25 protein-coding genes are annotated in these 23693 nt (G+C 72.9%); 13 read left to right on the forward strand and 12 right to left on the reverse strand.

Annotated features, from left to right (window positions below; all coding sequences use genetic code 11):
- Genes C1I92_RS15090 through C1I92_RS15110 form a run of 5 tightly spaced genes read right to left on the reverse strand, consistent with a single transcriptional unit; the run spans window position 1 to window position 2597 of the window.
- A complete protein-coding gene (locus tag C1I92_RS15090) occupies window positions 1-768 on the reverse strand; it encodes an MBL fold metallo-hydrolase (RefSeq protein ID WP_199521253.1) in 768 nt (255 codons plus the stop codon).
- Complete coding sequence (locus C1I92_RS15095) at window positions 765-1436, reverse strand: NUDIX hydrolase (RefSeq protein WP_111255473.1); 672 nt, start codon at window positions 1434-1436, stop codon at window positions 765-767. Before C1I92_RS15095 ends, C1I92_RS15090 begins: the two co-directional genes overlap by 4 nt.
- 4 nt (window positions 1437-1440) lie before the next feature.
- A complete protein-coding gene (locus C1I92_RS15100) occupies window positions 1441-1905 on the reverse strand; it encodes a RidA family protein (protein WP_111255474.1) in 465 nt (154 codons plus the stop codon).
- On the reverse strand, window positions 1902-2060 hold the full coding sequence (gene sp36, locus C1I92_RS15105) for a Sp36 family protein (protein ID WP_111255475.1): 159 nt from the start codon (window positions 2058-2060) through the stop codon (window positions 1902-1904). The genes C1I92_RS15100 and sp36 overlap by 4 nt, the downstream gene beginning before the upstream one ends.
- Before the next feature lie 24 nt (window positions 2061-2084).
- Entirely contained in the window at window positions 2085-2597 is a 513-nt protein-coding gene (locus C1I92_RS15110) for an Lrp/AsnC family transcriptional regulator (protein WP_111255476.1), read from the reverse strand.
- A gap of 114 nt (window positions 2598-2711) precedes the next feature.
- On the opposite strand from C1I92_RS15110, the gene pdhA reads away from it, so the two are divergent.
- From pdhA to C1I92_RS15125, 3 genes are read left to right on the forward strand one after another with little or no spacing between them, the layout of a single operon-like run.
- Entirely contained in the window at window positions 2712-3845 is a 1134-nt protein-coding gene (gene pdhA / locus C1I92_RS15115; protein WP_233507007.1) for a pyruvate dehydrogenase (acetyl-transferring) E1 component subunit alpha, read from the forward strand.
- A gap of 2 nt (window positions 3846-3847) precedes the next feature.
- Window positions 3848-4849, forward strand: coding sequence for an alpha-ketoacid dehydrogenase subunit beta (locus C1I92_RS15120; RefSeq protein WP_438940531.1), 1002 nt, complete (start codon window positions 3848-3850; stop codon window positions 4847-4849).
- A complete protein-coding gene (locus C1I92_RS15125) occupies window positions 4846-6228 on the forward strand; it encodes a dihydrolipoamide acetyltransferase family protein (RefSeq protein WP_111255478.1) in 1383 nt (460 codons plus the stop codon). The genes C1I92_RS15120 and C1I92_RS15125 overlap by 4 nt, the downstream gene beginning before the upstream one ends.
- On the opposite strand, the gene C1I92_RS15130 is transcribed toward C1I92_RS15125, so the two are convergent.
- Window positions 6211-6705, reverse strand: coding sequence for a GbsR/MarR family transcriptional regulator (locus C1I92_RS15130; RefSeq protein WP_111255479.1), 495 nt, complete (start codon window positions 6703-6705; stop codon window positions 6211-6213). The genes C1I92_RS15125 and C1I92_RS15130 overlap by 18 nt on opposite strands.
- A 183-nt stretch (window positions 6706-6888) precedes the next feature.
- On the opposite strand from C1I92_RS15130, the gene C1I92_RS15135 reads away from it, so the two are divergent.
- The gene (locus C1I92_RS15135) at window positions 6889-7722 is read left to right on the forward strand and encodes a DMT family transporter (RefSeq protein ID WP_111255480.1); all 834 of its coding nucleotides are present in this window, start codon (window positions 6889-6891) and stop codon (window positions 7720-7722) included.
- Here the strand turns inward: C1I92_RS15135 and C1I92_RS15140 are convergent.
- Window positions 7679-8191 carry a GbsR/MarR family transcriptional regulator gene (locus C1I92_RS15140; RefSeq protein ID WP_199521254.1) on the reverse strand — a complete coding sequence of 171 codons (513 nt, stop codon included), beginning with the start codon at window positions 8189-8191 and terminating at the stop codon, window positions 7679-7681. The genes C1I92_RS15135 and C1I92_RS15140 overlap by 44 nt on opposite strands.
- 83 nt (window positions 8192-8274) lie before the next feature.
- Between C1I92_RS15140 and C1I92_RS15145 the strand changes: the two genes are divergently transcribed.
- Genes C1I92_RS15145 through bagB form a run of 5 tightly spaced genes read left to right on the forward strand, consistent with a single transcriptional unit; the run spans window position 8275 to window position 13842 of the window.
- On the forward strand, window positions 8275-9189 hold the full coding sequence (locus C1I92_RS15145; protein WP_111255481.1) for an ABC transporter ATP-binding protein: 915 nt from the start codon (window positions 8275-8277) through the stop codon (window positions 9187-9189).
- Window positions 9186-10841, forward strand: a complete 1656-nt coding sequence (locus C1I92_RS15150; protein WP_111255482.1) for an ABC transporter permease — start codon at window positions 9186-9188, stop codon at window positions 10839-10841. The genes C1I92_RS15145 and C1I92_RS15150 overlap by 4 nt, the downstream gene beginning before the upstream one ends.
- 40 nt (window positions 10842-10881) lie before the next feature.
- The gene (locus tag C1I92_RS15155; RefSeq protein WP_199521255.1) at window positions 10882-11700 is read left to right on the forward strand and encodes a phosphatase PAP2 family protein; all 819 of its coding nucleotides are present in this window, start codon (window positions 10882-10884) and stop codon (window positions 11698-11700) included.
- A 10-nt stretch (window positions 11701-11710) separates the two neighbouring features.
- Entirely contained in the window at window positions 11711-12688 is a 978-nt protein-coding gene (bagA, locus tag C1I92_RS15160) for an ATPase BagA (RefSeq protein WP_199521256.1), read from the forward strand.
- The gene (gene bagB, locus C1I92_RS15165; RefSeq protein ID WP_111255484.1) at window positions 12685-13842 is read left to right on the forward strand and encodes an ArsA family ATPase; all 1158 of its coding nucleotides are present in this window, start codon (window positions 12685-12687) and stop codon (window positions 13840-13842) included. The genes bagA and bagB overlap by 4 nt, the downstream gene beginning before the upstream one ends.
- Here bagB and C1I92_RS15170 read toward each other — a convergent pair.
- Window positions 13807-14226, reverse strand: a complete 420-nt coding sequence (locus tag C1I92_RS15170; protein ID WP_111255485.1) for a hypothetical protein — start codon at window positions 14224-14226, stop codon at window positions 13807-13809. The two genes, bagB and C1I92_RS15170, sit on opposite strands and share 36 nt — an antisense overlap.
- 74 nt (window positions 14227-14300) lie before the next feature.
- Window positions 14301-16712: a transglycosylase domain-containing protein gene (locus C1I92_RS15175; protein ID WP_146605149.1), complete on the reverse strand. Its 2412-nt coding sequence runs from the start codon at window positions 16710-16712 to the stop codon at window positions 14301-14303.
- Between the two features lie 222 nt (window positions 16713-16934).
- Here C1I92_RS15175 and C1I92_RS15180 point away from each other — a divergent pair, with 222 nt between their 5' ends.
- Complete coding sequence (locus C1I92_RS15180; RefSeq protein WP_111255487.1) at window positions 16935-17222, forward strand: WhiB family transcriptional regulator; 288 nt, start codon at window positions 16935-16937, stop codon at window positions 17220-17222.
- 54 nt (window positions 17223-17276) lie between these two features.
- Here C1I92_RS15180 and C1I92_RS15185 read toward each other — a convergent pair whose 3' ends face one another.
- Window positions 17277-18689, reverse strand: coding sequence for a lipase maturation factor family protein (locus C1I92_RS15185; protein WP_111255506.1), 1413 nt, complete (start codon window positions 18687-18689; stop codon window positions 17277-17279).
- Between the two features lie 115 nt (window positions 18690-18804).
- On the opposite strand from C1I92_RS15185, the gene C1I92_RS15190 reads away from it, so the two are divergent.
- Genes C1I92_RS15190 through C1I92_RS15200 form a run of 3 tightly spaced genes read left to right on the forward strand, consistent with a single transcriptional unit; the run spans window position 18805 to window position 20414 of the window.
- A complete protein-coding gene (locus tag C1I92_RS15190; RefSeq protein WP_111255488.1) occupies window positions 18805-19011 on the forward strand; it encodes a type II toxin-antitoxin system VapB family antitoxin in 207 nt (68 codons plus the stop codon).
- A complete protein-coding gene (locus tag C1I92_RS15195) occupies window positions 19002-19424 on the forward strand; it encodes a PIN domain-containing protein (protein ID WP_111255489.1) in 423 nt (140 codons plus the stop codon). The genes C1I92_RS15190 and C1I92_RS15195 overlap by 10 nt, the downstream gene beginning before the upstream one ends.
- A gap of 3 nt (window positions 19425-19427) precedes the next feature.
- Window positions 19428-20414 (forward strand): o-succinylbenzoate synthase, encoded by a 987-nt coding sequence (locus C1I92_RS15200; RefSeq protein WP_111255490.1) that lies wholly within the window; start codon window positions 19428-19430, stop codon window positions 20412-20414.
- Here C1I92_RS15200 and C1I92_RS15205 read toward each other — a convergent pair whose 3' ends face one another.
- Both C1I92_RS15205 and C1I92_RS15210 read right to left on the reverse strand, forming a co-directional pair.
- Window positions 20415-21728: an FAD-binding oxidoreductase gene (locus C1I92_RS15205; protein ID WP_111255491.1), complete on the reverse strand. Its 1314-nt coding sequence runs from the start codon at window positions 21726-21728 to the stop codon at window positions 20415-20417. It lies immediately after the preceding gene.
- A gap of 155 nt (window positions 21729-21883) precedes the next feature.
- Window positions 21884-23693, reverse strand: a 1810-nt coding sequence (locus C1I92_RS15210; protein ID WP_233507008.1) for a winged helix-turn-helix domain-containing protein, incomplete at its 5' end; no start/stop codon positions are given.

Here is a 23693-nt window from a genome sequence, read left to right on the forward strand (position 1 = left end):
TCAGCCCACCGCACGGACGTAGGCCAGGGTCGCGGCGACGGTGCGCTCGGCGGCCGGCCAGAGTGCGCGGTCGACGTCGGCGTAGACGATCTCGACGATGTCGCGGGCGGTCCGCGCCCCGCCGTCGAGGGCCGCCTCCACCTGCTCGATCCGCTGCCGCCGGTGCGCGACGTACTCGTCGATGACGGCGGTCGCGTGCGCTCGCAGCGGGCCGTGGCCGGGCGCCAGCACCGCGCCCGGCGGAACGGCGGTGCGCAGCAGGTCCAACGACGCCAGGTACGCGCCGAGGTCGCCGTCGGGGTAGGCGACGATCGTCGTGCCGCGGCCGAGCACGGTGTCGCCGCTGAACAGCAGCACCGACGCGCCGTCGTCGGCGACGAAGGAGACCGAGTCGGCGGTGTGGCCGGGGGTGTCCAGGACCAGCAGGCCGAGGTCGTCCAGCCGCTCGCCGTGCGCCGGCAGCTCCGCGTCGGCACCGCTGGCGGCCGGGTCGCGGGCCAGCACCGGCGCGCCGCCGGTCAGCTCCCGGAACAGGTCGATGCCGCCGCAGTGGTCCTCGTGGTGGTGCGTGATCAGCGCCGCCGACACCGAGCCGAGCGACAGGACGGCGCCGAGGTGCTCCTCCAGCCACGGGCCGGGGTCGATGACGACCGTCCCGTCGCCGGTCGTCAGCACGTAGGTGTTGGTGCCGTCCAGCGTCATCGGGCCGGGGTTGTCGGCGCGGACCAGCCGGCACCACTCCGGCAGGACGGGTGTCGCCTCGCTCACGGCTGTTCTCCCAGGTCGTCGCCGGGGTAGTCCGGGTCGTCGGGCAGCAGGCTCCACACCTGCGCGCCGTCGTCGAGCCAGCCGGGCAGGACGGTCTCGATCCGGCGGCCGTCGCCCGCGGCCAGCGCGTCCGCCACCGTCGCGAACGCCGTCAGCGACGTCAGCAGCACCGCCGTCGGCGGCAGCATGACCCACTCGCCCGCGTCGGCCCGGGCCAGCGCGTCCGCCGGCCGCACCCACCCCACCCGCGACGCCTCGCCGGAGATGTCGGCCGTCTCCTGGCCGCCGGGCAACGCCGCCAGGTAGAACCACGTGTCGAACCGGCGCTCCTCGAACCGCGGCGTGATCCAGTGCGCCCACCGCACCAGGTCGCCGGGGGCCAGCACGACGCCGGTCTCCTCGCGCGTCTCCCGGACGGCGGCGCGCACGAACGCCGCCTCCGGATCGTCGCCGTCGGCCGGGTCGACCTTCCCACCGGGGAACGCCAGCATGCCGCCGAACGCCATGGCGGTGTGCCGGACGTGCACGTACACCTCGACGCCTTCGTCGCCGTCGCGCAGCAGCCCGACCGTCGACGCGGGCCGTGGCGGCGCGATCGGCAGGCCGCCGGCGGCGAACGCCCGGGCCCGCTCAGCGATCGGAGCGGGCAGCGCGCGCCGTGCGTTCACCGCGTCAGCCGACCTCGACGATCATCTCGACCTCGACCGGCGCGTCCAGCGGCAGCACCGTCAGCCCGACGGCGCTGCGCGCGTGCTGGCCGAGGTCGCCGAAGACCTTGCCGAGCAGGTCGCTGGCGCCGTTGACCACCTGCGGCTGGCCGGTGAAGTCCGGCGTCGACGCGACGAAGCCGAGCACCTTCACCACGCGAGTGACGGCGGACAGGTCGCCGACCTCGGCGCGGACCGCGGCCAGCGCGTTCAGCGCGCATTGCTGGGCGCACTCGTAGGCCTGCTCCGGCGTGACCTCGGCGCCGACCTTGCCCTTGTGGATGAGTTCGCCGTCGCGCATCGGCACCTGGCCGGACGTGTAGACGAACGAGCCGCTGCGCACGGCCGGCACGTAGGCCGCGACCGGCTTGACGACGTCGGGCAGGCTCAGTCCGAGTGCGGCCAGCCGTTCCTCCGGCGTGCCAGTCATGCCTGCTTCTCCCGCTTGAAGTAAGCCACCACGTTCTCGGGGTTCATGCCGGGGACGATCTGGACCAGCTCCCAGCCGTCCTCGCCCCAGTTGTCCAGGATCTGCTTCGTCGCGTGCACCAGCACGGGTGCCGTCGCGTACTCCCACTTGGCCATGGGCGCGAGCCTACTGGTCGGCCCTCACGCCCAGCGCGAGCCCTGGCCCACGTGCTCGTCGAAGACCAGCCAGGTGCGGGTGCTCAGCACTCCGGCGACGTCCTGGATGTGCTCGAGGACGACGTGGCGCAGCTCGCTGTTGTTCGGCGCGCGCACCAGCGCGAGCACGTCGAAGTCGCCGCCGACCAGCGCGAAGTGCTCGACGTAGGGCAGCGACTCCAGCGCGGCGGCCACCTCGCGCCAGGCGTTCTGCTGGATCGACAGCATCACGTAGGCGCTCGTCGACAGACCCGCACGCTCCGGGTTCACCTGCGCGGCGAAGCCGGTGATGACGCCGTCGGCGAGCAGCCGGTCGACGCGGGCGTAGGCGTTGGCGCGGGAGACGTGCACACGTTCGGCGAGCTGGCGGATCGACAGCCGGCCCTGCTCGACCAGCTCGGCCAGGATGCGCCGATCGACGTCGTCGAGGTCGCGCGCAGACGAACGGCCGGTCTTCCAGGTGTGACCGCCATCACTCTGAGACGTCTGGTCGCTCATGACCGCTCCGTTCCGCCAGTTGTCACCGATTCTGGCCGATTGTAGAGATGACCATCTCGGCAGGCGCAGTATTCGGGGATAGAGCGTCCGCCTGCCGACAGAGGTGACTGAGCCATGACCACGCAGGCCGAGCACCGGATGCCCGCCGTTCTGCCCGGCGGGGTCCCACCCGCCGACGCCCTGCTGCCGTCGGCCGAACCGGTGCGCTTCCTCGACGACGACGGCGGCCCCGCGCCCGGCGACGCGCACGGCCGGTACGAGCGACCGTCCACCGAGCTGCTGCGCCGCGCCTACGACGCGATGGTGCTGGGCCGGCGGTTCGACGCGCAGGCGACGGCGCTGACGAAGCAGGGGCGCCTGGCCGTCTATCCGTCCAGCCGCGGCCAGGAGGCGGGCGAGATCGGCGCCGTGCTGGCGCTGCGTGAGACCGACTGGCTGTTCCCGACCTACCGGGACACGATGGCGCTGATCGCCCGCGGCATCGACCCGGTCGAGGCGCTGACGCTGCTGCGCGGCAGCTGGCACTGCGGGTACGACCCGATGGCGACCCGGACGGCGCCGCAGTGCACGCCGCTGGCGACGCACGCCCCGCACGCCGTCGGGGTGGCGTACGCGGCCCGCCGGCGCGGTGAGGACACTGTCGCGCTGGTGCTGATCGGCGACGGCGGCACCAGCGAGGGCGACTTCCACGAGGCGCTGAACTTCGCCGCCGTCTTCCACGTGCCGGTCGTGTTCCTGGTGCAGAACAACGGGTTCGCGATCTCGGTCCCGGTCTCGCGGCAGACGGCGGCGCCGTCGCTGGCGCACAAGGGCGTCGGCTACGGCGTCCGCGGCGAGCGGGTCGACGGCAACGACCCGCTGGCGATGCTGGCCGTGCTCACCGACGCCGTCGAGTCCGCGCGCGCCGGCGGCGGGCCGGTGCTCGTCGAGGCGCACACCTACCGCGTCGAGCCGCACACCAACGCCGACGACGACGGGCGCTACCGCGACCATGACGAGGTCGCGGCCTGGAAGCGGCGCGACCCGATCGCGAGGCTTGAGGCGCACCTGCGCTCGGCCGGCGAGCTCACGGACGACGACGTGGCGGCTGCCGGCGCCGCCGCGGAGGCGTTCGCCGCTGACGTGCGCAAGCGGCTGTCCGAGGAGCCTGTCGGCGACCCGGCGGAGCTGTTCGCGCACGTCTTCGCCACACCGACGCCGCAGCTGCGGGAGCAGGCCGCCTGGCTGGCCGAGGAGCTCGCTCGATGACCGTGACCATGGGCAAGGCGCTCACCGCCGCGCTGCGCGACGCGATGCGCGAGGACGACACCGTCCTGATGTTCGGCGAGGACGTCGGCCCGCTCGGCGGCGTCTTCCGCGTCACCGACGGGCTGGCCGCCGAGTTCGGCGAGGACCGCTGCTTCGACACCCCACTGGCCGAGAGCGGCATCGTCGGCCTGGCCGTCGGCATGGCGATGAACGGCTTCCGTCCCGTCGTCGAGATGCAGTTCGACGCGTTCGCCTATCCGGCCTTCGAGCAGATCGCCTCGCACGTCGCGAAGATGCGCAACCGCACCCGCGGCGCCGTCGGCCTGCCGATGGTGATCCGGGTGCCGTACGCGGGCGGCATCGGCGGCGTGGAGCACCACTCGGACTCCTCCGAGGCGTACTACGCCCACACCCCGGGCCTCAAGGTCGTCACGCCGTCGACGGTCGCGGACGCCTACTCGCTGCTGCGTGAGGCGATCGCGGACCCGGATCCGGTCGTGTTCATGGAGCCGAAGAAGCTGTACTGGGCCAAGGACGAGGTGTCGCTGCCGGTGCGGACGGAGCCGTTCGGCCGTGCCGTGGTGCGGGTCCCTGGTTCGGACGCGACGCTGCTCGCGTACGGGCCGGCGGTGCCGGTGGCGCTGGAGGCCGCTTCCGCTGCCGCCGCCGAAGGGCTCTCCCTGGAGGTCGTCGACCTGCGGACGCTGGTGCCGTTCGACGACGCGACGGTCGCGGCGTCCGTGCGCAAGACCGGCCGGTGTGTCGTGGTCGCCGAGGCTTCGGGATTCGCCGGCGTGTCCGCCGAGATCGTCGCCCGGGTGCAGGAGCGCTGCTTCCACTCGCTGGCGGCGCCGGTGCTGCGGGTGGCCGGCTGGGACGTGCCGTTCCCGCCGCCGGTCCTGGAGAAGTACCAGCTCCCCGGTGTCGACCGGGTGCTCGACGCGGTGGACCGGCTGCAGTTCGATGACGCGCCGGACCCGCGATTCCTGGCGGTCTCGCCATGACGGACGAGACACGCTTCTCCGTCGAGTCCGATAGACAACCGGACCGCACCTTCTACCTACCTGACCTCGGTGAGGGGTTGACCGAGGCGGAGATCGTCGCCTGGCGGGTTGCTGTCGGCGACGTGGTGGGTGTCGACGAGGTCGTGGTGGACGTGGAGACGGCGAAGGCGACGGTCGAGGTGCCGTGTCCGCATGCGGGACGCGTCACGGAGTTGCACGGGGCCGTGGGAACGGTGGTCGACGTGGGTGCGCCGCTCATCACGGTGGCGACGGCGGAGGCCGCGCCGGAAGCCGCGGCGGACTCGGGCGCGGTGCTGGTGGGCTACGGCACCGGGAACGCGACGCTGGCCCGGCGGGCTCGGCGGCGGGCGGCTCACGCGGCGACGGCGGCCGCTGACGTGGCGACGGCGGCCGGCGCGGCGGCGATGTCGGGTGCGCCGGGGGCGCCGCGGGTGCTGTCGCCGGTCGTGCGCCGGCTGGCCCGCGATCGTGGCGTCGACGTGCGGGTGCTGGCCGGCTCCGGCCCCGGCGGCGTGATCCTGCGCCGCGACGTCGAGGCGGCGACGGCGACCGGCGCCACCACGGCGAACGGCGCCACCACGGCGAACGGCGCGGCCGCGGACCACGTCGAACCGGCTGTCTTCTCAGCGCAACCACAGCGGACCTCGCACCCAACCCCGTCAACCCAGAGAGAACCCCTGCGAGGCGTGCGCCGCGCGATCGCGGACAAGCTCGCGCGCAGCCGGCGCGAGATCCCCGACGCCACCACGTGGGTCGACGTCGACGCGACGGCGCTGGTCGAGGCGCGCGACACCCTCCGCGCCGCCGCCCCCGACCGCCCGGTCGGGCTGCTCGCGCTGCTCGGCCGCATCACCGTCGCCGCGCTGGGCCGGTTCCCCGAGCTCAACGCGTCCGTCGAGCACGACGGCGACGACCTCGTGCTGGTCCGCCACGGCTCCGTCGGCCTCGGCTTCGCCGCACAGACCGGCCACGGCCTCGTCGTCCCCGTCGTCCACGACGCCCAGCTGCTCAGCACCGCCGAGCTGGCCGCCGAGCTGGCCCGGCTCACCGACGCCGCCCGCGCCGGCACGCTGACCCCCGCCCAGCTCACCGGCGGCACCTTCACGCTCAACAACTACGGCGTCTTCGGCGTCGACGGCTCCACGCCGATCGTCAACCACCCCGAGGCCGCCCTGCTCGGCGTCGGCCGCATCGTCGACAAGCCCTGGGTCGTCGACGGCGCGCTGGCGGTCCGCAAGGTCACCCAGCTGTCGCTCACCTTCGACCACCGCGTCTGCGACGGTGGCGTCGCCGGCGGTTTCCTCCGCTACGTCGCCGACTGCGTCGAGTCGCCGCTCGGGCTACTCCTCGATCTCTGACGCGGCGTGCTCGGCACGGTGCCGCCGCCAGCGCTCGATCATCTGCGGCAGCTCGCCGCGCATGAACTCCATGTACTCGATGGTCTCGGCGATGCGCTGGGCGCCGCGGCCCTCTCCGAGGGTGCCGAGGCCCTCGGAGAGCACGGCGGTGTAGCGGCGCAGCAGCGGCTCGCGCTGCATGATGATGTGCGCCCACACGTCGTCGTCGTAGATGCGGTAGTGGTCCGCGCGCGAGCCGGGCTCCCGCTCGCGGGCCAGCAGGCCGGCCTGCACCAGCGCGCGCACCGCGCCCGAGATCGCCGCCGGGCTCACCCGCAGCCCTTCGGCCAGCTCCGCGGCGGTGTAGCGCTCGCGGTCCTCGGCCAGCACGTAGGCGAACACCCGGGCCGGCATCCGGGGCAGACCGGACTCGGTGAGCACCATCGCGAACTGCTCGACGAACCGCAGCAGCGCGTCGTCCCCTCCGGGATCGCTCATCCGGTCTCCTCCTTCGCTGTGAGCACCATCATATGTTTACCTATTTCACAACTTCGTGAATGAAAGGTAGGTTGGCACCAGGCGGGGGTGCCACGGCCGCGCGCCCGGGCGTGCCACTAGATTCTCAGTGGAGCCAGGGACGTCGCGGTCGCGCCCCATTCGGGGCCGGATTGGGGGTTGCCGGTGAGCAGCACTGGCCTGGCGATCGCGTTCGCCACCGGCGCTGCCGGCCTGCACGCCCTCGCGGCCCTGGGCATGGTCGCCCGGCGCCGCTGGTGGTACCCCACCGCGCTCACCATCGCCGCGTCCAGCCTGCACGTGTGCGCGCTCCACTTCGGCCCGCTGACGCTCGTGCAGCCGCTCGGCGTGCTCAGCCTGGCGTTCGCCCTCGTGCTCTCCTGGGCGCTGACGCGGCGCCGCGTCACCCCGCGCGAGTGGCACGGCATGGCGCTGAGCATGGCCGGCCTTGCCGCCCTGTTGCTGCTGGCCGCGCCGACCCGGCCGCGCAGCGAGCTGAGCTCCAACCAGATCCTGCTCCTGACCGTGGCCGTCGTCGCGCTCATCGCGGCCGCCGTCGCGGCCGCCTCCCGTATGGAGCTGCGGCCGGTCCGGCGCAGCCTGCTGTTCGCGCTCGCCGCCGGCACGACGTTCGGGGTCTCGTCGGCGTTGACGCAGACGGTGACGATCCGGGTGTCCGACGGCGGCGCGACGGCGGCGCTCCAGCCGGCCAGCGCGGTCGTGCTGGTGCTGGCGGTCGCGGGCCTGCTGCTGTCGCGGCGCGCGTACCGCGGCGGCCTCGGCGCCCCGCTGGCCACCGCGACCATCGTCAACCCGGTGACGGCGTCGGCGATCGGCATCGGGCTGCTCGGCGAGCGGTTCACCGGCGGCCCGCTCGAGGTGACGCTCTCCGTCGCGGCCGCGCTGACGGCCGCCGCCGGCGTCGTGCTGCTGGCCCGTGGCGGCCGCACGCCGGTCACTCGCCCGACGCGGAACGAACGGGTTCCCGTGACGTCCTGAGCGCGGCCCGGTGCGCCTCCCACCGCGTCGCCAGCGTGTCGAACTGCGACTCCACGAACCGGTAGAACTCCCGCGTCTCGTGCACCCGCCGGTGGCCGGGTCCCGGCGCAAGGGTCCGCAGCCCGTTGCTGAGCAGTGTGTCGATGTGGCGATACATCGACTCCTGCCGGCCGACGACGGTCATCCAGATGTCGTCGCTGTAGATGCGGTAGTGGTCGACGCGGTCGCCGGGTGCCCGGTCGCGCACCAGCATGCTCATGTCGACCAGCAGCCGGACCGCGCCGGAGATCGCCGCCGGGCTGACCTGCAGACCCTCGGCCAGCTCCGCCGCGGTGTGCGTCTGGGCGTCGGAGGCCAGCACGTACGCGAACACCCGGGCCGGCATCCGTTGCATGCCGGACTCGTTCAGCACCAGCGCGAACTGCTCCACGAACCGAGCACGCGCGAGCTCCCCGCCCTGATCGGCCACGACGCCTCCCCCACGATGTGTTCACGACCATAACGGACTTAAAGCAATTCACAAAACTGTGAATAGTGTGTAGTGTCAGCGGCATGACACCTGCGATCGACGTGGCCGGCGTCGTCAAGACCTTCGGGACGGTGCGCGCCCTCGACGGGCTCGACCTGCGGGTCTCCACCGGCGAGGTGCACGGGTTCCTCGGCCCCAACGGGGCCGGCAAGTCGACGACGATCCGCGTGCTGCTGGGGCTGCTGCGGGCCGACTCCGGGACCGTGCGGCTGCTCGGCGGCGATCCCTGGGGCGACGCCGTCGCGCTGCACCGGCGGCTGGCCTACGTCCCCGGCGACGTCAACCTCTGGCCCAACCTGTCCGGCGGCGAGGCGATCGACCTGCTCGGCCGGCTGCGCGGCGGCCTGGACGAGAAGCGCCGCGAGGACCTGCTCGAGCGGTTCGACCTCGACCCGACGAAGAAGGGCCGCACCTATTCCAAGGGCAACCGGCAGAAGGTGGCGCTGGTCGCCGCGCTCGCCTCCGACGTCGAGTTGCTCATCCTCGACGAGCCGACGTCCGGCCTGGACCCGCTGATGGAAGCGGTCTTCAACGAGGTCATCGACGAGTGGAAGGACGACGGCAAGACGGTGCTGCTGTCCAGCCACATCCTCACCGAGGTCGAGAAGCTCTGCGACCGCGTCAGCATCATCCGGACGGGCCGGATCGTCGAGAGCGGCACGCTGGCCGAGCTGCGACACCTCACCCGCACGGCCATCGCCGCCGAGACCACGCGTCCGGTCACCGGGCTGGACGGGCTGCCCGGCGTCCACGACCTCGTCACCGAGGGCGACCGGGTCAGGTTCAGCGTCGACACCGCGCAGCTCGACGGCGCCGTGCGGCACCTGAGCGGCTTCGGCATCCAGACCCTCACCAGCCAGCCGCCGACGCTGGAGGAGCTGTTCCTGCGCCACTACGGCGACGAGCTCGCCGCCGCCGAGGTGGGTGCCTCGTCATGAGCGTCGCCACCGCCGAGCCCCGGCCCCGCCAGCACGCCGCCCGCCGGCCGGCCGGGTCCACGCTCACCGGCACCGGGACGATGATCCGCTTCATCCTGCGCCGCGACCGCGTCCGGCTGCCCATCTGGATCGGCGCGATCGTGCTGTCCGTCGTCGGCAGCCTGCCGACGTTCACCGAGACCTACCCGACGGCGGCGGACCGGCAGGCCCGCGCCGACCTGCTCGACAACCCCGCTACCGTCGCACTGACCGGCCCCGGCTACGGGACCGACGGCGACGACTACACGTTCGGCGCCATGACGGCGAACGAGCTGCTGCTGTGGGTCGCCATCGCCATGGCGCTGATGAGCATCCTGCTCATGGTCCGGCACACCCGCGCCGAGGAGGAGACCGGCCGCACCGAGCTGCTGCGGGCCGGCGTCCTCGGCCGCCACGCCGGAACGACGGCCGCGTTCACGGTCGTGGCCGGGGCGAACCTGCTGATCGGCCTGCTGCTCGGCCTGCTCATGCCGGGCGCGCTGGACGAGCTGTCCATGTCCAGCTCGCTGCTGTTCGGCGCCGCCGTCGCATCCGTCGGTCTGGTGTTCACCGGCGTCGGCGCGCTGGCGGCGCAGGTCACCGAGCACGCCCGGGCCGCGACCGGGATCGGCGCGGCCGCACTGGGCGTCGCGTTCGCGCTGCGCGCCATCGGCGACGTCGGCGCCGAGGCGCTGTCCTGGCTGTCGCCGATCGGCTGGGCGCAGCGCACCAAGGTCTACGTCGACGACCGGTGGTGGCCGCTGCTGATCTCGGCCGCGCTCACCGCGCTGCTGATGGCCGCCGCGTACGCCACCACCAGCCGCCGCGACGTCGGCGCCGGCCTGGTCCAGCCGCGGCCGGGCAGCCCGCGCGCCGGCAAGGACCTGGCGTCACCGCTGGGCCTGGCCGTCCGGCTGCAGCGCGGCGGCCTCCTCGGCTGGGGCGTCGGCCTGCTGGTGTTCGGCATCGCCTACGGCAGCCTCGCCCCGTCGATCGAGGAGTTCGTCTCCGACAACTCCACCCTCCAGGACTTCCTCGGCGACGCCGGCAGCCTGATCGACGGGTTCATGGCGATGGTCATGATGATGATGGCGCTGCTCGCCGCCGCCTACGGCCTGTCGTCGATGCTGCGGCTGCGCGGCGAGGAGACCTCCGGCCGGGCCGAGCCGGTGCTGGCCACGGCGGTCTCCCGGACCCGGCTGGCGGCCAGCCACCTCACCGTCGCGCTCGGCGGCAGCCTGGTGCTGATGCTGGCCGGCGGCCTCGGCCTGGGCGTCATGGCGGCGATCACGCTCGAGGACGGCGGCATGGTCGGCAAGATGCTCGGGGCCGCGGTGGCGCACCTCGTGGGCATCTGGCTGGTCGTCGCGATCGTCGTCGCGCTGTTCGGATGGGCGCCCCAGCTGGTCGCCCTCGGCTGGGTGGTGCTGACCTACGGCGTCGTGGTCGGAGTGCTCGGCGGATTCTTCCAGTTCCCGGACTGGGTGACGAAGATCTCGCCGTTCCACGCCGCATCTAGTCTTCCAGGAGGAGACCTCGGCACGGTAGCGGTTGTCATAATGGGTGTGCTAGCGGTCGCCCTCATCTGGATCGGTCTGCTCGGCTTCCGCCGGCGTGACCTGACGACGACCTGAACCGGTAGCTGGGGGAACCAGGGTGGCACATCCATCAGTCGTGGACGAGCCGGCGCAGGACGCACCTGCGCCGGCGCCGTCACGTACCCTGCCCGAGCTGTACCGGTGGCTGGTGCGGCGCATCCGCACGCCACGCCGCCCGGTCCTGGTGGTCGAGCTGGGGATCCTGGCCGCGGTCTACGGCGTCTACACGGTGATCCGCAACAGCGTCCCCGACGACCAGGCCCGCGCCGTCGCCAACAGCGTCCGGATCTGGACCACCGAGCAGGACCTGCGCATCGACTTCGAGCTGTGGCTGAACCACACCGTGCACGCGGTCGAGTGGCTGACGGTCTCGATCAACTACTTCTACGTGTCGTTGCACTTCGTGGTGACCGGCGGGGTGCTGATCTGGCTGTTCCTCCGCCATCCCGGCCGATATCGCGCGGCCCGGACGGTGCTGGCGTTCACCACCGGGCTGGCGCTGTTCGGGTACTACCTGTACCCGCTGGCGCCGCCGCGGCTGCTGCCGTCCGGCCTGTTCTACGACACCGTCGCCCTCCACGACACGGTGGGCGCGCTGACGTCGGGCGACCTGCAGAACCTGTCGAACCAGTACGCGGCGATGCCGTCGATGCACGCGGGCTGGTCCATGTGGTGCGGCCTCGCGCTGATCATGTTCGCCCGGAGCCGCTGGGTGCGGCTCCTGGGCGTGCTGTATCCGCTGGCCACCGTGGTGGTGATCACCGCGACCGGCAACCACTACGTGCTCGACGCCGTCGGCGGCTGGCTCACGCTCGCGGCCGGGTTCGGGCTGCAGCGGCTGCTGCACGGGCGATCGCTGCATGCCTTCACGCAGCACGTGCCGGCGGTTCCGTAGGCTTCTCCGTATGGGTGACTGGGAGGGCGTGCGGCTGCACGTCGTCACCGGCAAGGGCGGCACCGGCAAGACGACCGTGGCGGGCGCTCTGGCCATGGCGCTGGCGGCCGGTGGCCGGCGGGTGCTGATCGCCGAGGTCGAGGAGCGGCAGGGCCTGGCCCAGCTGTTCGACGTCCCGCCGCTGGCCTACCAGGAGCAGCGGGTCGCCTCCGCGTCCGGCGGCGGTGAGGTGTACGCCCTGGCCATCGACGCGCGCGAGGCGATGCACGAGTACCTCGCGATGTTCTACCGGCTGGGCCGGGCCGGGCGGGCGCTGGACAAGCTCGGCTTCGTCGACTTCGCCACCACCATCGCGCCCGGCCTGCGCGACGTCCTGCTCACCGGCAAGGCGTACGAGGCGACCCGGCGGCGCACCGGCGACCACCACGCCTACGACGCCATCGTGCTCGACGCGCCGCCCACCGGCCGGATCGTCCGGTTCCTCGACGTCACCACGTCGGTGTCGTCGCTGGCCCGGGTCGGCCCGATCAACCGGCAGGCCAACTCCATCACTGACCTCATCCACAGTCCGCGAACGGCGGTGCACGTCGTGACCCTGCTGGAGGACATGCCGGTCCAGGAGACCGCCGACGCCGTCGCGGAGCTGCAGGCCGCGCACATCCCGGTCGGCGCTGTCGTCGTCAACCAGGCCCGACCGCCGCACCTCGCGACCCGGTCGCTGCCCGCCGCCCGGCGCGGCCGGCTCGACCACGACGACGTGCTGTCCGGGCTGCGTGCGGCCGGCCTGCCCGCCACCGACGCCGTCGTCGACGTGCTGACGCGCGAGGCCGCCGACCACGCCGAGCGGACGGCGCTGGAGAAGACCCAGCGCGCCCTCGTCGACGACCTCGGCCGGCCCGTCTACGAACTGCCGCGCATCGCCGACGGCATCGATCCAACCGCCCTCTACGAGCTGGCCGAAGCGCTGGCCGAGCAGGGTGCGGTGTGAATCCCGGACCAAGGGCCGCGAAGCCCGCCCACTTCGACGTCGACCGCCTGATCGACGACCGCCGCATCCGCATCGTCGTGACCTGCGGCTCCGGCGGCGTCGGCAAGACGACGACGGCCGCGGCGATCGCGTTGCGGGCGGCCGAGCGGGGCCGGCGCGCCGTGGTGCTCACGATCGACCCGGCCCGGCGGCTGGCGCAGTCGATGGGGCTGTCCGAGCTGGACAACACTCCCCGCGCCGTCAAGGGCGTCGACGCCGCGGCCGGCGGCAGCCTCGACGCGATGATGCTGGACATGAAGCGCACGTTCGACGAGGTGGTCGAGGACCATACCACCCCGGACCGGGCCAAGCAGATCCTCGCGAACCCGTTCTACCAGGCGCTGTCGTCGTCGTTCGCGGGGACGCAGGAGTACATGGCGATGGAGAAGCTGGGCCAGCTGCGGGCGCGGTCGGACTGGGATCTCATCGTCGTGGACACCCCGCCGGCGCGGTCGGCACTGGACTTCCTCGACGCGCCGGAGCGGCTCGGCTCGTTCCTCGACGGACGGCTCATCCGGCTGCTCGGCGGGACGGCGCGGGCGGGCGGGCGGACGTACCTGAAGGTCCTGCACGCCGGGTTCAACGTGGTCACGTCGGCGCTGACGAAGGTCCTCGGCGGCGAGCTGCTGCGCGACGTGTCGACGTTCGTCAACGCGCTCGACACCATGTTCGGCGGCTTCCGGGAACGGGCGGAGCAGACGTACGCGCTGCTCAAGCGCCCGGAGACCGCCTTCATCGTCGTCGCGGCGCCGGAGCACGACGCGCTGCGCGAGGCCTCCTACTTCGTCGACCGTCTCGGCCGCGACGCGATGCCGCTGGCCGGGCTGGTGCTCAACCGGGTGCACGCGTCCTCGGCCGCCGGGATCGGCGCGGAACAGGCGGTCGCGGCGGCGGAGCGGCTGGAGTCGGACGAGGGCGGGTCGCACGCGCTGACGGCGGCGCTGCTGCGCCTGCACGCCGACCGGCTCAAGCTGGCCGCCCGCGACGAGCGGATCGGCGAACGGTTCAGCGGCTCCCACCCCGAGGTCCCGGTCACCCGCATCCCCGCCCTCGCCGGCGACGTCCACGACCTCGACGGTCTACGTCAGATCGGCGCCCTCTTCGACGCCGGGTGACGGCTCCGGCTGGTTTCTGTCTCTTCGCGACATGACGACGCCTGTGGTCACCCCGGCCGTGGCCAGCGCGATCGACGCACTGAAGAAAGCCAGCGTCGGGTTCGCCCAGCTCGGAACCAGCTCGGCCGAATAGCCGTCGTCCCAGAGGCACACGTGGCTCAACGGAATGACGTCGGACCTGACCTCCAGGCCGGCCGAGCCGTCCCAGCCCACCTCCTCGTTGCGGTTGACGACGCACGCCTCATACCCGTCGAATCCCGGTACGAGGTGCATCAACCCGAGGATCGCCGGCCACACCGCCGCCGGCAAGAGGATCACCAGCGCAAGCACGCTCCAGTCGCGCAGGGCTCGAAAGCGCCCGGAACGGTCGTCGGTGTCAGGCATCGGAGCAGGCGCTGGCCGTACTACTGGCTCGTCGGCCATGCGCCGCTCCTCATCATCCGGTCACGACGCTCTTCTCAGCCGCCTGGAGATAGCAGTCCGTCGCGCCAGCCGTCGCCTTCTTCGTCGCCGCCGCCGCCCTCGTTGAAGACCGGCGGTTCGGTCGGCGGGCCGACGGTGAAGTCGTCGTCGGGCTCGGGCTGGCCGTTGCTGACCGTCAGGGAGATGTTCGAGCCGGAGGCGACTTCGGCGCCGGCGCCAGGCTCAGTGCTGACGACGACGCCCTCCTGTAAGTCCGAGTTCACCTCGCCGGCGACCTCGGCGCTGAACCCCTCGGCCGTGAGCGTCTCGATGGCCTCGTCGGAGTCCATGCCGCGCACGTCGGGCACCGGCACCGTGACGCCGCGGATGGTGGCCGGGTCGGGTTCGGTGAACCGGATCTCCTCGGCGCCCGAGAGCGCCTGGTCCATCATCTGCTTCCAGATGGGACCAGGGATGCAGCCACCGCACGCCTCACTGATCCGCTCGCCGTTGTAGGTGCGGCCGTCCAGCGACTCCTGCCGCCCGTCGACGTCGGCGACCGCCACGGCGGTGGACAGCTGCGGCGTGTAGCCGACGAACCAGACCGCGATCGCGCTGTTCGTCGTACCCGTCTTGCCGGCGGCCGGTCGGCCACCGTCGAGCCGCATGCGCGTGCCGGTACCGTTCTCGATCACGCCCTGCAGGACCGAGTTCACCGCGTCGGCGACGGACGGCTCCAGCACCTGCGTGCAGGTCGGCTGGGTGTGGTCCACCAGGACGTTGCCGGCGGCGTCCGTGACGCGGACGATCGAGGTGGGCGGGCAGAACGTGCCGCGGTTGGCGAACATGGCGTAAGCGCCGGCCATCGAGAGCGGCGACACCTCGTTGGCGCCTAGCGTGAATGAGGGGACCTGGGACAGCGGCTGACGGTTGCCCTCCGGGTCCAGGTCGGCCCGCATCACGCCGGCCTGGCCGGCGATGGTGGCCGGCTCGCAGATACCGGTGCGCTGCTCGAGCTGGGCGAAGAACGTGTTGACCGAGAACTCGGTCCCGGTCCGCAGGTTCATCTGGCCCGAGCGGGTCGAGTTCCCCACGGACCAGGTTCCCGTGCTGCGGTAGCGGCCCTCACAGGTGGTGAACTCGCGCTCGCGGATGTTGATCCGCTCCGGCGAGTTGATCGTCGTGTTGAGTGGGATGCCCTGCTTGATCGCGGCGGCCAGCACGAAGGTCTTCATGCTCGAGCCGGGCTGCATGCCGGCGCCGCCGCCCATGACCTCGTCGACGGCGTAGTTGATGTTGCTGACGCCCTCGCCCTCGACACCGTAGGTGCGGGAGTTGGCCATGGCGCGGATGTACCCGTTGTTGGGCTGCACCGTGGCCAGCGAGCTGATGGCGGAGTCGGTCGGCGCGACCCGGTCGGAGACCGCGGCCTGAGCGGCGTTCTGGGCCGGCCGGCTGATGGTGGTCTCGACCCGCAGGCCGCCGCGCTCCAGCATCGTCTCGCGATCCTCGCGCGTCTCGCCGAGCTCAGGCATCGTCAGCAGCTCCTGGCGCACGTAGTCGCAGAAGTAGCCGGCGTAGGACGACACGCAGCCGTTCGTGGTGGAGCTGAGGTTCAGCCCGAGGTCGGTCTGGCGGGCCTCGGCCGCCTCCTGCTCGGTGATGCGGCCGGTGGCGGCCATGCGGTTGAGCACGACGTTGCGGCGGCCGAGCGCGGCCTCCGGGTCGTTGGTGGGGTCGTAGGCGACCGGCCGCTGGACGATGCCGGCCAGGAGCGCCGCCTGCGGCAGCGTGAGGTCGGCGGCCGAGACGGAGAAGTAGGTGTGCGCCGCCGCCTCGATGCCGTAGGCGCGCGCGCCGTAGAAGGCGATGTTGAGGTAGCGGGTGAGGATCTCGTCCTTGGTGAGGTCCTGCTCGACCTGGACGGCCATGCGCAGCTCGTCGAGCTTGCGGCGGTAGCCCTCGGTGCCGGAGCTGGCCTGGACCTCCTGGACCTCCTCCGGGGTAGTGGCCTGCGAGACGCGGACCAGTTTGACGTACTGCTGGGTGAGCGTGGAGCCACCGCCCTGCGTCTCGTCGGACTCGACGTTGCGCAGGAACGCGCGCAGCGTGCCCTGGAGGTCGATCGGGCCGCGCTCGTAGAAGCGGTCGTCCTCGATGGCGAGGACGGCGTCCTGCATCACCGGCGCGATCTGGTCCAGCCCGACCTCGACCCGGTTCTCATCGAAGAACGAGGCCAGCTGGGCGCCGTCGGCGTCGAACATGTACGACGTCTGAGCCATGGGGCCGGGCTCGAGGTCGGCCGGCATCGCGGCGAACGTCTCGGCGCTCTCCCTCGCGGTGAGGCCGAGGCCGGCGACGACGGGCAGGGCGAGACCGGCGAGCAACACGCCGCACAGCGCGGCGACGCCGGCAACGAGGAGGACGCGGCGTACCGTGGCTACGACGGCGGAGGGACGTATCGCCATGGACGGCAAGCTTACGTCGCCATGGCACACTGTCCCTAACTGATCGACGGCGAGCCGGCTTCTTATCAGATAGTTCGCTCACCCGCCATCATCTGACCGGTTGATTTTAGTTTCGGTCGATCAGGGTCTGGTCATGACCCTCACCTTTGCATAGCGTCACGACATCGGGGTGAACTAGAGAGGGTTTGGTGTGTTCACCGAGTTGACGGGGGTGACAGCCGGATGACATGGATCGATGACTGGACCAGCTTGGCGGCGTGCCGCACCAGCGAGCCGGACGAACTGTTCGTCCAGGGGGCGGCGCAGAACCGGGCCAAGGCCGTGTGCCTCGGCTGCCCGGTGCGGACGGAGTGCCTGGCCGACGCGCTGGACAACCGGACCGAGTTCGGCATCTGGGGCGGAATGACGGAGCGGGAGCGGCGCGCACTCCTCCGGCGTCGTCCCGAGGTCGACTCGTGGCGTGGCCTGCTCGAGGCCGCTCGCGACCAGTACCTGGTCAAGGCCGGCTGACCCTACCCGAGAAGAACGCTGTGGCCCCGGGCGACGAGCCCGGGGCCAGCGTGTTTATCCGGCCCGGTAGTCGCCGACGAGCGTCCGGTCCCACCACGCGCCGGTCGCGCGGCGCTCGGCCCGATCGGTGAACCGGTACCGGTAGAGCCGCGCCCGCACCTGCGCGGGCGGCGCGTCGGGGAACGGGTTGTGCCGCAGCAGCGCCAGCACCGCCGGGTCGTTCTGGCGCAGCTTCGCCAGCAGCGCCGGGAACCACGGCTGCGCGTAGCCCGGTGAGATCGCGGCGAACCACAGCAGCCAGTCCAGCCGCAGGTGGTACGGCGCGACCTGCGGCGGCCGCCGGCGCACGTCGCCGGGCTTGCCGCGGAACTCGTACTCCCGCCAGACGGTGTCCGGCCCTGGCACCGCGTCGGCCGTCCCCTCGACGACCACCTCATGCCGGAGCCGCGTCACGCTGCCGAACGCGCCGTACGTGTTCACCAGCAGCAACGGGTTGAAGCTCGTGTTCATCACCTGCCGGCTGGAGACGAGGTTGCGCACCGGCCAATAGCTCAGCACCGCCAGCACGACGGCCAGCCCGATGACGACGACGGCGTACCAGCCGGGCGGGTCGCCCAGCCCGGCCGCCGCCTCGACGGGCAGCAGCGCGCCCCACAGCGCGCCGCCGGCCGCCGTCGTCGCCACCACCATCGTCAGCACGTTCAGCCAGGCGAAGTTGCCGCTCAGCACCAGCCAGCTCTGCGTCACGATGATGACGACGGCGGCGACGCTGCGCACGGGCTGCGGCGCGAACAGCAGGAACGGCACGACCAGCTGCGTCACGTGGTTGGCCGCCGCCTCGCCCCGATGCATCCACCGCGGCAGCCGATGGAACCACCAGCTCAGCGGGTTCGGCATCGGCTGCGTCTCGTGGTGGTAGTACAGGCAGGTCAGGTCCCGCCAGCAGCGGTCGCCGCGCAGCTTGATCAGCCCGGCGCCGAACTCCAGCCGGAACAGCACCCACCACAGCGCGACCAGCACCGGCAGCGGCGGCGCCACGTCCGCCGGGCCGAGGAACACGGCGAGGAACCCGACCTCGCACAGCAGCGACTCCCAGCCGAAGCCGTACCAGACCTGCCCGACCTGCACGATCGACAGGTACAGCGCCCACGGCACCGCCCAGGCCAGCAGGTTCGCCCACAGCGGCAGGTCGTCGGCCAGCCCGAGCAGCAGCCCGGCCGACCATGCGACGCCCAGCCAGGACACCGTCGCGAAGAAGCGGTCGGAGTAGTGCAGCTGGAACAGGCTCGGCGCCTGCCGGAACGACACCCGGTCCAGGTATCGCGGGACGGGAGTCAGGCCGCGCTCGCCGATCAGCGCGCGGAACTGGCGGACGGCGGCCAGGAACGCGACGAGGTACACGACGGCCAGCGCCCGCTGGAAGACCAGCCGGCTCAGCCAGTAGCCCTCGGCGGAGAACCATTCCATGACACGCCCCTCCGCCACCAGGGTGCCCTGCATGCGGGCGAACAAACGCGCCTCCTCTCACCTGATACCTCCAGCCAGGTATCCTTGGTTTGATATCCGGTCACAGGAGGCACCAATGACAAAGACACAGATCGACATCGACGACAGCCTCCTGGCCCAGGCTGCCGAGATCCTCGGCACCAAGACGAAGCGCGAGACGGTCGAGGCAGCGCTCCGCGCGACGACTGCACGGCAGGCACGCCGTCGACTGGGCGAACTCATCGCGGCGTCCGGCCTGACGCCGGCCGAGCTCGACCGCGAGGCGGAGAATGCATGGCGCTGACCGGCTACCTGTTCGACACGTCGGTCATCCACCGACTGGCGGCCTCACTGGTTGCCGATCGGGTCGACGCACTCGGCGTACAACGGCCGCTGTATCGGTGCGCGGTCACCGATCTGGAGGTCCTGCGCAGTTCGGTCTCTCCTGCCGACTACGAAGCCCGGCGCGCCGCCTTGATCAGTGCCTACAGCGAACTGCCGATAACACCGGACGTCATGGCCCGTGCGCTCGACACCCAACGTCGTATGGCAGCGGTCAGTCGGCACCGAGGCCTCTCGCTGGCCGATCTCGTGGTGGCGGCCTGCGCCGCTGCGCATGACGCCGTCGTGGTTCACTACGACAGCGACTACGACCTCATCGCGGAGGTCACCGGCCAGCCGGTGGAGTGGATCGTGCCCGCCGGTTCTGTCGACTGACCCGTGACCACTGACCTCGACTTCGCCGGCGCGCTGGTCTACGCGATCCCGCTGCGCACCCGGTTCCGCGGCATCGCCGTCCGCGAGGGCATGCTGATCGAGGGACCGGCCGGCTGGGGCGAGTTCTGCCCGTTCGCCGACTACGACGACGCCGAGTCGGTGTCCTGGCTGCTGGCCGCGGTCGAGCAGGCGACGCGGCCGCCGCCGCCGCGGCTGCGCGACCGGATCCCGGTCAACTGCACGGTCCCGGCGGTCGACGCGGAGCGGGCGCACGAGCTGGTGGCGGCGTCCGGGTGCACGACGGCGAAGGTGAAGGTCGCCGACCACGCCGGCTCGCTGGCCGAGGATCTGGCCCGCGTCGAGGCGGTGCGGTCGGCGCTCGGTGCCGGTGGGCGGGTCCGGGTCGATGCCAACGCGGCGTGGGACGTGCCGGCGGCCGTGCGCTCGCTGCGGCTACTCGACCGGATGGCGGGCGGGTTGGAGTACGCGGAGCAGCCCTGCCGGACGTTGGAGGAGCTGGCGGCCGTGCGGCGGGCGGTGGACGTGCCGATCGCGGCGGACGAGTCGATCCGGCGGGCCGACGATCCGCTGCGGGTCGCCGTCGCGGGGGCGGCCGATGTCGCCGTCATCAAGGGGACGCCGCTGGGCGGAGCGTGGCGGGCGCTGGAGGTCGCGGCGGCGGCCGGGCTGCCGTGCGTCGTGTCGTCGGCGCTGGAGACCAGCGTCGGGCTGGCCGGTCAACTGGCGCTCGCGGCGGCGCTGCCGGAGCTGCCGTACGCCTGCGGGCTCGGCACGCAGTCGCTGTTCACCGGCGACGTCGTCGCTGACGGGGCGAGCCTGCGCCCCGTCGACGGAGCGATCGACGTCCCCGCAACGCCCGTGGCACCTGACCCGGCCAGAGCGGCCGAGTGCCGCCACCCCGATCCCGCGCGGGACCACTGGTGGCGGCATCGGTTGTCGCGGGTCGCGACGCTCGCGGGTGTCGGCTGATCAGGCGCCCAGCGCGGCGTGGCCCTGGGCGAAGAAGCGGGCCGGGTCGTAGGCGGCCTTCACCGAGCGGAGCCGGGCGTAGTCGGCCGGGGTGTAGGCGGCCGACGTCCGGGTGGTGTCGGCGAGGAAGTTGAGGAACGCGCCGCCGATGCCGTGCGGACGCAGCCGGTCGACGATCTCGGGGGTCGGCCGGTCGAGGATCACGCTGAACGGCACGCCGCGGTGGCTGACCGGGCCGGCGCCGGCGGCGGGCCGGGCGGTCGCGCCGCCGTAGTTGCGGATCTCCACGGTCGAACCGGCCTCGGCCGCCTCGACGACCGTGTCCACGACGTCGTCGCCGAGGACCGGGATGAAGTCGAAGAAGCGCGACGGAGTGCCGCCCATGGCGGCGTCGGCGTAGTCCATGCTCCGGTAGCCGTCGACCAGGGCCGGGCCGGCGGCCAGCCGCAGCGGGCGCAGCAGCCGCTCGGCGTCGTCGGCGCGGCCGGTGTACAGCGTCTTGATCGCGAACGCACGCCGCCCGCGCAGCTCGGCCGGCATCGCCTCGACGTCGGGGATCGTGCCCAGGGTGACGGCGCTGCTCATCTCGTCCGGCGCGGCCGCCGCCCAGTCGCGGTACTCGCGCAGCGCGTCGCCGGCGCGGGACGCGTCGAACCAGGAGATGCCGCCGTAGACCTGCGCCACCGGGTAGACGCGGAACTCCAGCGACGTGACGACGCCGAAGCCGCCGCCACCGCCGCGGATCGCCCAGAACAGGTCCGGGTGCCGGTCCGGGCCGACGGTGAGCAGCGAGCCGTCCGCCGTCACGATGTCGGCGGAGAGGACGCTGTCCGCGGCGAAGCCGTGCTTGCGGGCCAGCCACCCCATGCCGCCGCCGAGCGTGTAGCCGGTGACACCGACCGTCGGCGACGAGCCGGACAGCGGCGCCAGCCCGTACGGCCGGGTCGCCGCGAGCACGTCGCCCCACACGGTGCCGGGACGGACCCGGACCACCTGGCGGCGAGGGTCGACGAAGACCGACGACATCGCGGTGGTCTTGAGCAGCAGGCCGCCGTCGTTCGGGACGTACGTGCCGTGCCCGGTCGACTGGACCGAGAACGCCAGGTCGTGCTCGCGGGCCGCCCGCACCGCGGCCTGCACGTCCGCCGTCGACCGCGCCTCGACGACGACGGCCGGGCGCGGGTCGAGCGTCGGCAGCAGCGGCTTGCGGTGCGCGTCGTATGCGGCGTCGCCCGGCTCGTGGACGGCGCCGGCGATCGCGCCGCGCAGGACGGTGGCGGCGGTGGTCTGCGGGTGCTGGATCGTGATCGTCATCGTCTGTCTCCTCTGGGCGGTCTCACCCGGTACGTCGTCGGGCGGAACCCGTTCTCGACATCCGCGGCGGAACTTTTTCTGCGATGACTTCACGATCGGCCCACGGGGTGGGTGCGGACATCCGTGCCGAGCACGGATCGACCACGGAAAGACGCTCAGTGAACTAGCCGCAGGCTGCGTTCCCACTGGTAGTGGCAGGCGGCCGCGTCGAGGGTCTCGGCGGCCGCGAGCACACCGTCCCGGTCGCCGGCGGCCAGCGCGGCGGCCCGGTCGACGATGGCGTCCGCCACGACGTTGTCGCCGGTGAACGGCCGGGCCCGGGCGATCCGCTCGGCGGCGTCGGGCAGCTCGGCCAGCACCGCGGCCTCGGCCCAGGCGGCCGTGTACCAGGGCCGCCAGATCAGCTCGAACCAGCTACGGAACTCCTCGGGTGGCCGGTGCAGGACGGCGACGGCGTCGGCCGGGCGGTCCAGGTGCAGCGCCTCCAGCGCGGCGAAGAAGCTCTCCACCGAGCGCTGGTCGTGCGGCCGCCGCTCGGCGGACCCGACGCCCGCCTCGACGTCGCGCCACACGGCCTGCGCCTCATCGTCGCCGCGGGCCCCGTGCACGGCGCCGAGCGCGGCCGCGACCCGGCGCAGCGACGGGATCCGCGGCCGGCCGGCCCGCTCCCAGCTCTCCCGGAACAGCTCGCCGACGGCGATCGCCTCGGTCCAGTCGCCGGTCAGCACCTGCACGACGATGAGCCGGGCGGCGCCGACGTGCGCGACCTCGCGCTGCGACGGCAGGTCGCGCAGGGCCTCGGCGGCCTGCCGCGCCTGCCGTAGGTCGCCGGCGGCGATCGCGGACTCCGTCGCCATCCCAAAGGCGTCGGACAGCTCGAAGCCGCTCTCCGGATCCGCCGGCGCGAACAGCAGCGCGGTCCGCCGCAACGCGCTCGCCAGCGCGGCGCGAGCCTCGCCGCGGGCCAGGTGCAGGCCGGTCAACTGGTCGAGGGCGGCGCTCTCCACCGCCGGCTCGCCGCTCTCCCGGGCCAGCTCGAGAGCCCGTTCGGTGCGGGCGACGGTGTCCGGGTCGTCGTCCGCGGCCGCGAACGCCTCGGCCACGGCGATCCGGGCCGCCGTGCCGGGGTCGTCGCCGCCGAGCTCACGCGCGGTGGCGAGCCAGGCCGCAGCGGTCTCGGCGGACGGGACCTCGGCCAGGATCCCCGACGATCGGTGCACCAACTCGGCCGCGTGGGCGTACTGCCGTGCCGCGGCGACGCGGTCACCGGCGCGCTCGGCGGCGGCCGCGGCGGCCAGGTGCAGGCGGAGCGCGTCGTCGCCGGCCAGCCGGGTCCGGGCCGACCCCGCCGCCAGCCGCAGCGCGTCGGCCGTCGCGGCGTCGTCCGGACTGAGCGCGGCGGCCTGCTCGAACCGGCGCTGCGCCTCCGCCGGCAGCCCGCGCCGGTGACACAGCCGGCCGACGAGCAGCGCCGTCTCCGCCGCCGGCTGACCGTCCTGCGCGACGGTCCAGGCGAGCGCGGCGTGCAGGTCGTCGGCGAGGCGATCGACGTCCGCGCGCCAGCCGGGCGTGGCCGGATCGGCCGCCAGCAGTCCGGTCCCCGTCGACGTGCACCAGCGCAGGTGCGCGGCCCGAACCGCAGCATCCTCGCCCGCCGCCGCGAGCCGCTCGGCGCCGTACTGCCGGATCGTCTCCAGCGCCTGGTAGCGGGTGCCGTCGCCGCCGGTCACCGGCGTCAGCAGGCTGTGGTCGGCGAGCGCCGCCAGTTCGGCGGATACCGACGCGGCCGGCACCACGTCATCGGCGACGACGGCGGCAGCGGCGGCCGCGGTGAACGGCGCCGCGAACACCGAGACGCGACGCAGGACGGCGCGACCGGGCTCGTCGAGCAGGTCGTGGCTCCAGTCCAGCGCCGACCGCAAGGACCCATGCCGCCCCCCACCCCGCCGCGCACCGTCCAGCAGC

It is taken from the genome of Jiangella anatolica, assembly GCF_003236295.1.
GTDB lineage: Bacteria > Actinomycetota > Actinomycetes > Jiangellales > Jiangellaceae > Jiangella > Jiangella anatolica.